At 70.8% G+C, this 12,178-nt stretch carries 17 protein-coding genes; 14 read left to right on the top strand and 3 right to left on the bottom strand.

Annotated elements, in window-relative coordinates; genetic code table 11:
* Nucleotides 1-56 precede the first annotated feature (56 nt).
* Both ASF49_RS15470 and ASF49_RS15465 read left to right on the top strand, forming a co-directional pair.
* Nucleotides 57-260, top strand: coding sequence for a hypothetical protein (locus tag ASF49_RS15470; RefSeq protein ID WP_056474615.1), 204 nt, complete (start codon nucleotides 57-59; stop codon nucleotides 258-260).
* Between the two features lie 10 nt (nucleotides 261-270).
* The gene (locus tag ASF49_RS15465) at nucleotides 271-486 is read left to right on the top strand and encodes an alkylphosphonate utilization protein (RefSeq protein WP_056474610.1); all 216 of its coding nucleotides are present in this window, start codon (nucleotides 271-273) and stop codon (nucleotides 484-486) included.
* 51 nt (nucleotides 487-537) lie between these two features.
* Here ASF49_RS15465 and ASF49_RS15460 read toward each other — a convergent pair whose 3' ends face one another.
* On the bottom strand, nucleotides 538-792 hold the full coding sequence (locus ASF49_RS15460) for a hypothetical protein (RefSeq protein WP_056211374.1): 255 nt from the start codon (nucleotides 790-792) through the stop codon (nucleotides 538-540).
* Nucleotides 793-1,083: 291 nt separating this feature from the next.
* On the opposite strand from ASF49_RS15460, the gene ASF49_RS15455 reads away from it, so the two are divergent.
* From ASF49_RS15455 to trhA, 6 genes are all read left to right on the top strand, one after another.
* Nucleotides 1,084-2,892, top strand: coding sequence for an adenine deaminase C-terminal domain-containing protein (locus ASF49_RS15455; protein ID WP_056474607.1), 1,809 nt, complete (start codon nucleotides 1,084-1,086; stop codon nucleotides 2,890-2,892).
* Between the two features lie 213 nt (nucleotides 2,893-3,105).
* Nucleotides 3,106-3,291 carry a hypothetical protein gene (locus tag ASF49_RS15450; RefSeq protein WP_056474605.1) on the top strand — a complete coding sequence of 62 codons (186 nt, stop codon included), beginning with the start codon at nucleotides 3,106-3,108 and terminating at the stop codon, nucleotides 3,289-3,291.
* Complete coding sequence (locus tag ASF49_RS24870) at nucleotides 3,288-3,569, top strand: hypothetical protein (RefSeq protein ID WP_056474601.1); 282 nt, start codon at nucleotides 3,288-3,290, stop codon at nucleotides 3,567-3,569. Before ASF49_RS15450 ends, ASF49_RS24870 begins: the two co-directional genes overlap by 4 nt.
* Before the next feature lie 91 nt (nucleotides 3,570-3,660).
* Complete coding sequence (locus ASF49_RS24255) at nucleotides 3,661-3,813, top strand: hypothetical protein (RefSeq protein ID WP_200930067.1); 153 nt, start codon at nucleotides 3,661-3,663, stop codon at nucleotides 3,811-3,813.
* A gap of 58 nt (nucleotides 3,814-3,871) precedes the next feature.
* On the top strand, nucleotides 3,872-4,996 hold the full coding sequence (locus ASF49_RS15440) for a COX15/CtaA family protein (protein WP_056474600.1): 1,125 nt from the start codon (nucleotides 3,872-3,874) through the stop codon (nucleotides 4,994-4,996).
* A gap of 487 nt (nucleotides 4,997-5,483) precedes the next feature.
* On the top strand, nucleotides 5,484-6,164 hold the full coding sequence (gene trhA, locus ASF49_RS15430) for a PAQR family membrane homeostasis protein TrhA (RefSeq protein WP_056474593.1): 681 nt from the start codon (nucleotides 5,484-5,486) through the stop codon (nucleotides 6,162-6,164).
* Between the two features lie 120 nt (nucleotides 6,165-6,284).
* Here trhA and ASF49_RS15425 read toward each other — a convergent pair whose 3' ends face one another.
* Nucleotides 6,285-7,154: a glycoside hydrolase family 25 protein gene (locus ASF49_RS15425; protein WP_056474590.1), complete on the bottom strand. Its 870-nt coding sequence runs from the start codon at nucleotides 7,152-7,154 to the stop codon at nucleotides 6,285-6,287.
* A 215-nt stretch (nucleotides 7,155-7,369) separates the two neighbouring features.
* Between ASF49_RS15425 and ASF49_RS15420 the strand changes: the two genes are divergently transcribed.
* The 4 genes from ASF49_RS15420 to ASF49_RS15405 all read left to right on the top strand — a co-directional run bounded on the left by ASF49_RS15420 (nucleotide 7,370) and on the right by ASF49_RS15405 (nucleotide 9,614).
* Nucleotides 7,370-7,801: a DUF488 domain-containing protein gene (locus ASF49_RS15420; RefSeq protein ID WP_056475514.1), complete on the top strand. Its 432-nt coding sequence runs from the start codon at nucleotides 7,370-7,372 to the stop codon at nucleotides 7,799-7,801.
* A 104-nt stretch (nucleotides 7,802-7,905) separates the two neighbouring features.
* Nucleotides 7,906-8,640: a LuxR family transcriptional regulator gene (locus ASF49_RS15415; protein ID WP_056474587.1), complete on the top strand. Its 735-nt coding sequence runs from the start codon at nucleotides 7,906-7,908 to the stop codon at nucleotides 8,638-8,640.
* A 128-nt stretch (nucleotides 8,641-8,768) separates the two neighbouring features.
* Complete coding sequence (locus ASF49_RS15410) at nucleotides 8,769-9,392, top strand: acyl-homoserine-lactone synthase (RefSeq protein WP_056474585.1); 624 nt, start codon at nucleotides 8,769-8,771, stop codon at nucleotides 9,390-9,392.
* Between the two features lie 24 nt (nucleotides 9,393-9,416).
* Nucleotides 9,417-9,614, top strand: a complete 198-nt coding sequence (locus ASF49_RS15405) for a hypothetical protein (protein WP_056474580.1) — start codon at nucleotides 9,417-9,419, stop codon at nucleotides 9,612-9,614.
* A 13-nt stretch (nucleotides 9,615-9,627) separates the two neighbouring features.
* Here the strand turns inward: ASF49_RS15405 and ASF49_RS15400 are convergent, their stop codons facing one another.
* Nucleotides 9,628-10,557: a histone deacetylase family protein gene (locus tag ASF49_RS15400; protein WP_056474577.1), complete on the bottom strand. Its 930-nt coding sequence runs from the start codon at nucleotides 10,555-10,557 to the stop codon at nucleotides 9,628-9,630.
* Between the two features lie 180 nt (nucleotides 10,558-10,737).
* On the opposite strand from ASF49_RS15400, the gene ASF49_RS15395 reads away from it, so the two are divergent.
* Both ASF49_RS15395 and ASF49_RS15390 read left to right on the top strand, forming a co-directional pair.
* Nucleotides 10,738-11,394, top strand: a complete 657-nt coding sequence (locus tag ASF49_RS15395; protein ID WP_056474575.1) for a L,D-transpeptidase — start codon at nucleotides 10,738-10,740, stop codon at nucleotides 11,392-11,394.
* Nucleotides 11,395-11,736: 342 nt separating this feature from the next.
* Nucleotides 11,737-12,159 carry an aspartate 1-decarboxylase gene (locus tag ASF49_RS15390; protein WP_056474571.1) on the top strand — a complete coding sequence of 141 codons (423 nt, stop codon included), beginning with the start codon at nucleotides 11,737-11,739 and terminating at the stop codon, nucleotides 12,157-12,159.
* Nucleotides 12,160-12,178: the final 19 nt, after the last annotated feature.

Below are 12,178 nucleotides of genomic sequence, written 5' to 3'. Positions count from 1 at the left end.
CGCAAAGGCCGCATCGCTCCTGCGGCCCTGCCGGGCCGGTTCAGGGGGAACATGGTATGACGTCGGAAGAGATCGAGCAGATGAACCGGGCACGGGACAGCCTCGCCCGCCAGCGCGGCGCGCTCGCCCGTCGCATCGGCAGCAGCGAGGTCGCCGCTCCCTCGGCCGCCGAGGACCTGACCCGGATCCTGCTCGCCATCGAGGCAGTCGACCGCGCCCTCGTCGATGCCGGCCGGCCCTACACACGGCCCGAGGCCTGAGACCGGGCTCATGGACGAGACCCGGGATGCGAACGGCACCAAGCTCGCCGACGGCGACGCGGTGACCCTGATCAAGGACCTGAAGGTGAAGGGGACCTCGACGACCCTGAAGCGCGGCACGCTGATCCGGAACATCCGGCTGACCGACGATCCGGCCGAGATCGAGTGCAACGCCGAGAAGGTGAAGGGCCTCGTCCTGAAGGCGGCGTTCCTCAAGAAGGCCTGAAGGCGGAACCGCCGGCCCGGGGCTGGTCCGGGCGGCGGGGACGGGCGCGGCCTACTCGTCCGAGGCCGTGGAGACGCGGGCGGGCGAGCGGGTCAGGCTGCGGATCGCCCGCAGGGGGCGGCCGGACTTCTCCGAGATGGCGCGATCCTGGTCCTCGATGAGCTGGCGGGCCGGCTCGTCGCCGTCGAGGCCGCCGAGGATTTCCATGGGCACGCGCCGGTTCGAGGCGCGGGACTCGTCGTCGTAGACGACGTCGAACAGGACGGAGCCGCGCTCCTGCGGTTTCGACTTGGTACGCTTGGCCATGACGGGACGATGCTCGAACTGCAGGGGCTGGGGGAAATGCCGACGGCCACGGATGGGACGGGGCGGGTGCGCGTACATCCGGCGTCACCCAGGCCCGTCATCGTGGCCGTCTCCGATCGAGCGACGCGGGGTCGCGACCGGCATGGCGCCTAAATGGTGCCGCGGCGCCGGCTTGGCAACCCGGCTTCCGGGTCGCCGCGCCTGTCGCGCGGGTCCGCGGTCTGGCACGATGCGTGCGCCGCGGGGGTGGCCGGGGCGGCGATGCCGACCCTTCGAGGATCGGGAGACCGCATGACCGACACGCGACCGCTGACGCGCTTCTCCGTCGAACCCTTGAGCCGGATGACACGACACCTCGCGGCCGTGGCCTCGGGCCGGGCCGAGCCCGATCGCGTCCTCACCGGCGCCCGGCTGCTCTCGACCTATTCCGAGCGCATCCTGCCCGACCGCGAGGTCTGGATCGCCGGCGGACGGATCGCGGCGGTGAGGCCGGCGGGAACCCATCGGGGCGCCGCGCCGCGCCACGACCTCGGCGGCGGCCTGCTCGCACCGGGCCTCGTCGACCCGCACCTCCACATCGAGAGCAGCATGGTCACGGCCTGCGCCTATGCCGAGGCCGCGCTCCTCAACGGCACCACCAGCATCGTCTGCGACAGCCACGAGATCGGCAACGTCCTCGATACGGACGGCATCGCCTGGATGCTTGAGGATGCCCGCGCGGCGCCCCTGAACATCTACCTCACGGTGCCCAGCACGGTGCCGGCGACCTCGCCCGAACTGGAGACCGCGGGCGGCGACCTCGACGCGGCCAAGATCGCGGCCCTGTTCGATGCCTGGCCGGAGGCGATCGGCCTCGGCGAGAAGATGGATTTCGTGGCGGTCTGCGAGGGCGACCCCCGCGCCCACGCCATCATCCAGGCCGCCCTGGAGCGCGGGCGCCCGGTCTCAGGCCACATTTACGGGCGCGACTTCGTGTCGGCCTATGCGGCCAGCGGCGTCACCGACACCCACGAGGCCATCGACCGCGACATCGCCGACGACCTCCTGGAGGCGGGCGTCTGGATCTACCTGCGCGGCGGCCCGCCGACCACGCCCTGGCACAGCCTGCCGAAAGGCATTGGCACCATCCTGGATTACGGCGCCGCCGCCAAGCGGATCTGCGTCTGCACCGACGATCGCGACGCGCAGGATCTTCTCGCCTTCGGCCTCGACTGGGTGGTGCGCGAGGCGGTGCGCATGGGCATCCCGAAGGTGCAGGCCTGGTCGATGGGGTCGCTGCACCCCGCCACCCGCTACGGTCTCGACGGCGAGATCGGCGGCTTCGGCGGCGGCCGCCGGGCCGATCTCGTGCTCCTCGACGACGACCTCGTGCCCCATTCCACTTGGTATGGCGGCGAGTTGGTCGTCGAGAACCGGCGGATCACGCCGATCCTCGACGCCGCCCTGTCGCGCCCCTACCGCTACCCGGCGCCGGCCTACGCCACCATGCACCTGCCCGATCCGCTGCCGTCCCTCGTCCCGGACTTGCCGGCGGGACCGTGCCGGATCAACGCGATCCGCACCACGCTCCCGGGCATCGAGCTCACCCACGAGATCGTCGACCTCGTGCCCGGGCCGGACTGGCCTGCGACGCTGGCGGCCAACGACCTCTGCTTCGTCACCGTGATCGAGCGCCACGGCCGGGCCGGAAATCTCGCCCACGGCCTGCTGCGCGCCTTCGGGCTGAAACGCGGCGCGGTGGCGAGCAGCGTGGGCCACGACTCCCACAACGTCATCGTCGCGGGCCTCGACGAGGCGGACATGCGCGTCGCCCTCGACGCCCTGAGCGCGATCCAGGGCGGCGTCTGCGTGGTCGAGGAGGGAGCGGTGGTCGCCCTGGTGCCGCTGCCGGTGGCCGGGCTCCTGTCGGACAAGCGCGTCACGGCGGTGGCCGAGGAGGTGCGGGTGCTCAAGGCAGCGTGGGAGCGAGCCGGCTGCACCATCCCCTATATGGGCTTCAATCTGATCCCGCTCTCGGTGATTCCGGAGATCCGCATCACCGACAAGGGCCTCGTCCTGGTGCCGGGCATGCGCATCGTGCCCCTGTTCGAAGCCGCCTGAGGCGATTCCACGATCCGGTGCGGGAACCGTTGCCGGACGGCGCCGTTGTCAGGCAGGTCTCAACAGCCTCTCGATCCTCCCAAGCTCATACAGCCTGCATGCCGAGATCGGCGCGCGGGCTGTTTCTTTGTCCGGGACTCCCCCCGGAGATGGGGTCTCCCCGAGACCCGGGTGGTGAGAAGGGGCGCCCGACCGGTCCTGGGAGTTGCCCCGATGCGTAGTCTTCTCACCCTCATCATCGTCGGCGCGGTCGCCTTCGTGCTCGTCGGCATGTACGTGGCCCCGGGCCAGCCCGAGTTGCGGGCCTGGTACCTTCGCAATGCCTGCGAGCATCTCGACAAGGTGTCGCCGCAGATCTGCGCCCCGGCCCGCAAGGCCGACACCGGAGTCCCGACCTGAACGCGATCGACTGGTTCTTTCGCAACCGCCAGACGGGTGCGATCACCATCGGACAATGGCCGAACGCCCCGCTGCTGATCTTCATCGGCTGCGCGGTGGTCGGCTGGCTCGATGGGCCGGGCGGTCGAATCGGCCCCTATCTCCGCGTCCTCGGCGCGGCGGCGCTCGCGTGGTGGGCCGTCGACGAGGTCGTGCGCGGCGTGAATCCCTGGCGGCGGTGTCTCGGCGCCGGTGTCCTGGCCTTCCTGGTTTGGAAGTTGGCGCGCACTGCCTTCTGAGACTGTCTTTTCGGTTTGCTTTCCGGCTTGCCGAACCTCGTGCGTCACCTATTCTGGCTGTCGCGCGCGGCGCGCAGGAGGATTTGCAGGCATGACGTTCTTCATCGGGATCGCGGGACCCTGGATCGTCATCGCCGTACTCGAGATGCTGTCGCTCTCCCGTCAGCGCGACCTGGATGCCGGGGGCCTGGAGCCCGGCGGTGCGTCGTCGCTGAGCGTTGCCCACAGCGCCTACCTCGCTTAACCCGCATCCATCCGCGGCGCGCCGATCGGCGCCCGCGCGGGATGCGAGGAACGACGCGGTGCGAGCAGGCGAACAGGCGACCGGCAGGACCTCCGGGCAGCGGGGCGTGCGAATCTGGCTCTACCTGCTGGCCGCCCTCGTGGTCGGCATGGTCGCCGTCGGCGGTGCCACGCGCCTCACCGGCTCCGGACTCTCGATCACGGAATGGCGGCCCGTCACGGGGGCGATCCCGCCCGTCTCGGCCGGGGCCTGGGCGGCGGAGTTCGAGAAGTATCGCGACACGCCGCAATACCGCATCCTGAACCAGGGCATGGGCCTGTCCGACTTCAAGGTGCTGTATGCCTGGGAATGGGGCCATCGCCTCCTCGGCCGCATCGTCGGCCTGGTCTTCTTCCTGCCCCTGCTCTGGTTCTGGTGGCGCGGCGCCCTGACCCGCAGCCTCGGCCTCGGCCTCCTCGGGCTCGGGATCCTCGGCGGCCTCCAGGGCGCGATCGGCTGGATCATGGTCGCCTCCGGCCTCCAGCCCGGCATGACGGCCGTCGCGCCGTTGAAGCTCGCCCTCCACCTCACCACCGCCAGCCTGATCCTGGCCGGTCTCGTCTGGCTCGCCGCCGGCCTGCGCCCGTCGGACGCCGCCGCCGAAGCCGGACCGCCGCGCCTGCAGCGGACGGCATTCGCCATCATGGTCCTCGTGGTCGTCCAGATCTTCCTCGGCGGCCTCGTCGCCGGATCGAAGGCCGGCCTCCTGTACAACACCTGGCCGAGCATGGACGGGCACCTCGTGCCGCCCATGGCGGAACTCTTCGCCGGGACGCCGTGGATCGAGAACTTCGTCGACAACCTCGCCCTGGTGCAGCTCAACCACCGCCTGACCGCCTACCTGCTCCTGGCCGTCGCGCTGGTCCATGCCCTCGATGCCCGTCGGGTCCGGCCGGGCACCGGGACGGCCCGCCGTGCGACCGGCATCGCCGGTCTCGTGCTCGCCCAGGGCGTTCTCGGCATCACCACCCTGCTGCTGGCCGTGCCGCTCTGGGCGGCGCTCTCCCATCAGGTCTTCGCCATGGCGGTCCTCACCATGGCGACGGTCCATGCCCGCCGGACAGGACGAGCCGCCGTCGCGACGCCGCTCGGACGCCCGTCAACGCCGTTCGGCTACGAAGCCCTCACCGGCAAGGCGGCCTGAGGACCCCGCACCTCCACCCGGCATGTGCGGATCGCCACATCGCGACCGCACTGCAACGAACCACGATCGTCCTCGTACGTTCGAACCCCGTCACAGCGAAGCCCGGGCGTCCGACGTCCGCTTCCCGACGCCTCTGAACCGCGAAAGGACGATCCCTGCATGCAGGACACCGAGACTCGGCGCCCGCCCGCTTTCGAGCCGACCCGCCCCGAGGCCCGGACGGCACCCGCCGCCGCTCCGACCCGGCCGTCCGCCACACCCCCTCACAGGAAGCAAGGTCATGGCAAGCACGCTTGGTTGGCGCTCGGCCTGACGGGGCTCCTGGGCGCCGTCTGGGCCATGGCCATCGCGAGCCGCTACCCCAACATCCTTCCTGGTTAGTCCTTACCCGAAGAGATTCCTGTTGATGGCTCCAACTCGGTAGTTGTCGCTGGGAACGCGGCAACAGGTTGAAGCGTAGCCTCTACGGAAATACCGGAGGTCGGCGATGCTTTTAGCGGACGACGGACGCCCAACGGGAGTGACCTGGAACTACACTCGGAAAGAAATCCTGGCGGATGGCGCCGTGCACGTCGTGGGCGTCGCCCTCGGCGTCGCCGGCGCCATCGCCATCGTGGTGATCGCCGCCCTCTCGCCGCTCTCGTTCCTGGAGCGCGCCGGGGTCACGATCTACGCGGCCGGCCTCGTCTCGATGCTCGGCGTCTCGGCCACCTACAACATGTGGCCCGTCTCCCGGCGCAAGTGGCTGCTGCGGCGCGCCGACCACGCCCTGATCTACCTCATGATCGCCGGCACCTACACGCCCCTGGTCGCCCTCGTGGGCGACGGCTTGCCGGCCTGGAGCCTCCTCGGCACGGTCTGGCTAGTGGCGGCGATCGGGATCGCCCTGAAGCTGCTCCTGCCCGGCCGCTACGACCGGGCCTCGATCGGGCTCTATCTCACCCTCGGCTGGAGCGGCGTCGTCGCCTACGACGCGGTGATCGGGCGCCTCAGCAGCGACGCCCTCTGGATGCTCGCCCTCGGCGGCGTGCTCTACTCCCTGGGGGTGATCTTCCACGTCTGGCGGAGCCTGCCCTACCAGAACGCGATCTGGCACGCCTTCGTGCTCGCCGCCACCGCCTGCCATTACGGGACCGTGATGGCGACCGTGATGGGCGCGGGCGCCTGACGCGGGCCGCAAACGCGCATCCCGGCGCGTCGGCGCCGGGATGCGCTGCCCGCTGTTTGCGGTCGGGCGCCCGGGATCACTCGCTCGGGATGACTTCGCCGGGCGATCGGGCGCTCAGCATCACTTGCCGGTGCAGAGGCCGCGATCGGCGAGGTTGCGGTGCTCGCGCGGGTCGCAATCCGTCGACAGGAACGAGGCCCATTCGGCCGGCGTGCCGTAGAACGCGTTGCGGTCGACGTCGCCGCGCACGCCGGGCACCCGCCCGGTGGAGGTGAACTGCCACAGCATCCACTTGCGCTTGGCGTAGCGCTGCTCCGGCTCGGCCGCCGTGGAACGGACCCAGTGCGGGTAGTCCGGCAGCTCGTCCTCGAGCACGTCCTTGTGGAAGGTGATGTCGGTGTAGATGATCGGGCGCTTGCCGGTGTAGCGCTCCATCTCGTCGAGCATGTAGCGGATCATCGACAGGGCCTGGGCCTTCGGCAGCTTCTTCGGGCAGAGCTGCGAATGGCCGTTCCACTCCACGTCGAGGACGGGGGGGAGGGCGGTCGGATCGTTGGGGACGTTCTTCATGAACCAGGCCATCTGGTCCTGCGGCGAGCGGCACCAGAACACGAAGTGATAGGCGCCGCGGGGCACGCCGGCCTTGGCCGCGCCCTCCCAGTTCGTCCGGAAGCGCTCGTCGACGTGGTCGCCGCCCTCGGTCGCCTTGATGAAGGCGAACTGGGTGCCGGCCGCGCGCACGGACATCCAGTCGACGGGGCCCTGCCACTTGGAGATGTCGATGCCCTGCACCGGGTGCTGCTTGGCCCGCGCCACGCCGGGATGGGGCTTGGCGTCACCCTTGGTGGGGTAGAAATCCGTGCTGCCCGAGCAGGCCGCCAGGGCCGAGAGCACGGCCAGGGCCGCGCCCCGGCGCAGGCCGGTCCGGAGGGCCGCAAGCGGCGCACGCTGGTTCTGACGTGCCGGGGCAGTCCCGTTCCACAGCCGCATCGTTGCCCGACCCACCAGCTTCTACGCGCTACCAATGGCTAAGGGATGACCCGGGCGCGGTTAACAGACCTTTGACGGCAATGCGGCGGATTTCCGGAAGCCGTGTCGAACGAGCCACATGAGCGGTGGACGTCCACGCTGGCCCCCATGGCCTCCACTCCCTAAGTGCAGGCTGGGCCTCGGCGTTTGGGGCAGGGGAGGATGCCGTGAAGGTTCTGTTCACCATCGGGTACGAAGGGCTCGATTCCGAGCGCCTGATCGCGGCCCTGCGGGACGCCCAGGTGGGGACCCTGGCGGATGTCCGCGCCGTGGCGAATTCCCGCAAGCGGGGTTTCTCGAAGAACGCCCTGCGCACCAGCCTGGAGGACGCCGGCATCGGCTACGCCCATGCCCGCTCCCTCGGTACGCCGAAGGCCGGGCGGCAGGCGGCGCGCGCGGACGACGCCGCGCTGATGCGCCGGATCTACTGCGAGGAGGTGCTCGACACCGCCGATGGCGGCCTCGCCCTGGACGAACTCTGCGCCCTGGCGGACCGCACCCCGGTCTGCCTCCTGTGCTTCGAGCGGGAGCCGGAGCGCTGCCACCGGCGGGTCCTCGCCGAGCGGATGGCGGCGCGCGGCTTCACCGCTTTGGACCTGTTCGGCTGACGCGGCGCGCGCCGGACCACCCGCCCGACTCCCGATCGCGTCCGCGTTGACAATCTAGAGTTAACCGGCTTTCACTCGGGTGGGGCGACGATGCCGGACATGCCATGACGCGCCGAGCGCTGGATCAGACGTTGGGCTTCCTCCGGGCCCTCGACCGCACCGCGAGCGCCGACGATGTGGGACGGCTGCTGGTGGACGAATTCGCCGCCTTCGGCGTGTCCAACGCCATGGCCGGCACGGTCCCGCGCAAGGGCACGCCGGCCCGGCAGCAGCACGGGCACGTCCTGGTCAACACCTTCCCCGAGGCGTGGAGCCGGCGCTACCTCGCCCGCGGCTACGCCTTCCACGACCCCACCGTGCGGCACCTCGCCGACAGCACGGTGCCCTTCGCCTGGAGCGACCTGCGCGAGCGCTTCGGCGACGATGCCGGCGCCCGCCGCGTCATGGAGGAGGCGGGCGACTTCCGCCTGCGCGATGGCGTCACCGTCCCGCTCATGACGCTCGACGGCGAGATCGCCGGGTTCAGCCTCTCGGGCGAGCGCCTGGCGATGAACCCGGGCGACCGCCCGATGCTGCACCTCATCGCCACCTATGCCTTCGGCCATCTCCTGCGCCTGCGCGGGCCGGCCGCCGCCGCGCGGGCGGCCAAGCTCGCGCCGCGCGAGCGCGAGGCCCTGCAATGGGCGGCAGAGGGCAAGACCGACTGGGAGATCGGCGAGGTCATGGGCATCTCGACCCACGGGGTCGATTTCCACCTGCGCTCCGCCCGCACGAAGCTCGGCACCACCAACCGGACCCAGGCGGTCGCGGTCGCGCTGCGGCGCGGCCTCATCACCTGAGCCGACGCCCCGCCGGGCTTTCGCGCCGGCCCGATCCAGCACGTCCGTCCGCGCCTCCCTACGGATTCCCGTAGGTTTGTGACGGTCCCGTTCATGTCAGAAACGACCTCGGTGACGGGGGTATCGACATGATCCAGATCGTGACACCAGCGAACGAATACTGCTTTCGTGAGGAGATGGAACAGGTCTGGCGCCTGAGACACCAGATCTTCGTCGAGGAGAAGCGCTGGCTCGACCTTGCCCGACCCGACGGGCGGGAGATCGACCAGTTCGACACGGCCCACGCGATGCACTTCCTCGCCATCGAGGCCGGGCGCGTGATCGGCTACAGCCGTCTCCTGCCGACGACCCGGCCGCACCTCCTCTCCGACGTGCTGCCCCAGCTCTGCGAGGGCACGCTGCCGCGCGGCCCGGACACCTGGGAATGGACCCGCCAGGCCGTCGCGCGGTCCCATCGCGGTCGCGGCAAGGCGGTCAACCCGGTCTCGCTCGCCCTGCTTTCCGGCATCGTGGAGTGGGGCCTCGCCAACGGGGTGCGCGAGCTCGTGCTGCAGATGCCGACCCTCTACCTGCTGCACGTGGTGCAGCTCCACTTCCGCGCCCGTCCGCTGGGCCTGCCGCAGTCGATCGGCGGCGAGGACATCATCGCGGCGACCGCCGAGTTCGACGAGCGGACCCTGGCACGGCTGCGCAGCCTCACCGGGCGCACCGGCACCGTCCTCGCCGCGACCTACCCCTACCTCGCCGCCTGACGCGCGGCCGCAAAGGACCCCACCATGCTCATCGCGACCCCGTCCCCGCAGGGCGAAGCCCTCGACGTCCTCGCCGCCCACTGCATCGCGGCGCGCGCCGTCATCGAGGAGGCCGGGACACCGGTGATGCGGCGGCTCATCGACCTGCTGCTGTTCGAGATCGCGGTCGCCATGGCGGACCCTTCGGACAGGCCTTCCCTCGCCCTGGAGCCTGTGGCCTGAGCGCGTCCTCGGGTCAGCGCCCCATCAGCGCATCGACATGCGCGGCGACGGAGAGGCCGAGCCCCTTGAGGCTATAGCCCCCCTCCAGCACCGAGACGACGCGCCCGCCCGCATGACGATCGGCCACGGCCATCAGGCGCCGGGTCGCCCAGCCGAAATCGCCCTCGGTGAGCGCGACATGGCCGAGAGGGTCGAGGTGGTGGGCATCGAAGCCCGCCGAGATGATGACGAGGTCGGGCGCGAAGGCATCGAGGCGGCGCAGGATGCCGGCCTCGAAGGCCTCGCGGAAGGTCTCGCCGTCGTCGCCCGCCCGCAGGGGCACGTTGACGATGGTGTCGTGGTTGCCCCGCTCCGAGACCGCGCCCGTGCCGGGAAACAGCGGCATCTCGTGGGTGGAGGCGTACATCACCGTTCGGTCGTCCCAGAAGATGTCCTGCGTGCCGTTGCCGTGATGGACGTCCCAGTCGACGATCGCGACGCGGCTCGCGCCGTGCGCCTCGCGGGCGTGGCGCGCCGCGATGGCGGCGTTGTTGAACACGCAGAATCCCATCGCGGTCATGCGCTCGGCATGGTGGCCCGGGGGCCGCATGGCCACGAAGGCGTTGGCGCACTCGCCCCCCATCACGGCATCGACCGCGTGCACGGCACCGCCGACTCCGCGCAAGGCCGCCTCGATGGTCCCCGGCGAGAGCAGGGTGTCGCCGTCGATCTGGACGTAGCCCTCCGTCGGCGCCGCCTCGATGATCGCCTGAACGTAGGGGACCGGATGCACGAGGCTCGGCACGGAGGCCTCGGCCCTCGGGGCCTGGCCGCGCACCAGCCCGGCGAAGCGCTCGTTCTCGAGGGCCCGCTCCACCGCCCGGATGCGGTCGGCCCGCTCCGGGTGCCCTTCCGGCATGACGTGATCGAGGGCGGACGGATGGCTCACGTACAGCGTCGTCACGGTCGTCCCTCCGAGCCGCCAATCTGACGCTTCCATGCAACAGATGGTGCCAATGTATCACATCTGACGCGTGATCACGTTGCTGGGATGCGCGCTCGGCTTGGCTTGTGCAAGACCTGTTCGAACACGAATCGATCAGACCGCGTCGGAACAGCGACGGGTCGAGACAGGCCCTGACCCATGCGCGCCCCCGCCACTCTTCTGCTCCTCGGCACGTTGCTGCCGCTCGGCGCCTGCAACACCCGGACGGCGAGCCAGGCCACCGGCCCGGCGGCCCCGCAGGTCGCCGCCGCGACGCCGGTTCCCGCGACCGCCCAGGCACCCCTGGCGGGACCGGAGCGCGACAAGGCCTGGATGAAGCTGGCGCCCACCGCGCCCGTCGATCCGAAGATCGCCCGCGCCACCGTCGACTATCCGACGAAGGAGGCGCCCGGCACCGTCATCGTGGTCACTAAGGAGCGCCGGCTGTACTACGTGCTGCCGGACGGCAAGGCCGTGCGCTATCCCGTGGCCGTCGGCCATGCCGGCATGGCCTGGGCCGGGACGGCCGAGGTCGACCGCAAGGGCGAGTGGCCGGACTGGAACCCGCCGCCGGAGATGCTGGCCCGCCGTCCCGACCTGCCGAAGCGCCTCGAAGGCGGCCCGACGAGCCCGATCGGCGCCCGGGCGCTCTACCTCGCCGAAGGCAAGAAGGACACGCTGTTCCGCATCCACGGCACCAACGAGCCGGAGAAGATCGGTCAGGCGGTGTCCTCGGGCTGCATCCGCATGCTCAACGCCGACGTGGTCGACCTCTACGACCGGGTTCCGATCGGCGCGAAGGTGGTGGTGCGCTAGGGACCTCTCGCCTGAGGGCTGGCGGGCGGCCGATGGCCCGCCGCGGCGCCTGGGGGCGGCGTCCGGCCCTCGGCCCGCCGGCACCGGGGCGGCTCCGGACCGCATCCTGGCCGCACGGGGACGCATCCGGCACGCGATCGCGCCCGGTCGCCCGTGCGGGTGGACCGCAAGGGTGAGACGCACGCCATCGCTCTCCCGAGCCCGGCGGTCCGGTCCGAGGCGGCCGGTCTCCGCTCCATTCTCCCGCATCCGCGACCCGGGGCATCCGGCTGCGGCGGTCGGGGCTGGCGTCGGCTGCCGGCGGCGATTAACAACGCGGCCGCACCAATGAAGGGCCGATCGATGCAGAGTTTCGTCCGCGCCAAGTTGCACGGCCTCAGGGTGACCGGTGCCGACCTGAACTATCACGGCTCGATCACGCTCGACGCGGAGTTCTGCCGGGAGGTCGGCCTCGATCCCCTCGAATTCGTCGAGATCTGGAACAAGATGTCGGGTGCCCGGATCAGCACCTACGTCCTCTACGGCGAAGCCGGATCGCGCTGCTGCATCCTCAACGGCGCCGCCGCCCGCACCTGCCAGGTGGGCGACGAGATCATCATCGCCTCCGCGACCTACGGCTCCATCGACGACGTGATCGCGCAGAAGCCGCGGGTGCTCATCTTCGGCGAGGGCAATACGGTCAGCGACCGCGTGACCTACGACGTCTTCCGCGACGAGGCGGGACGCCTCGACATGCGGATCCTCGGTCCCGGGACCGCCGGCTGAGCGGGCGACCCGGTGCCGC

This window comes from Methylobacterium sp. Leaf104 (assembly GCF_001422885.1).
Taxonomy (GTDB): Bacteria; Pseudomonadota; Alphaproteobacteria; order Rhizobiales; family Beijerinckiaceae; genus Methylobacterium.
Note: the sequence above shows the minus strand (reverse complement) of the source record. Positions and strands in the feature narration are given on the sequence as shown.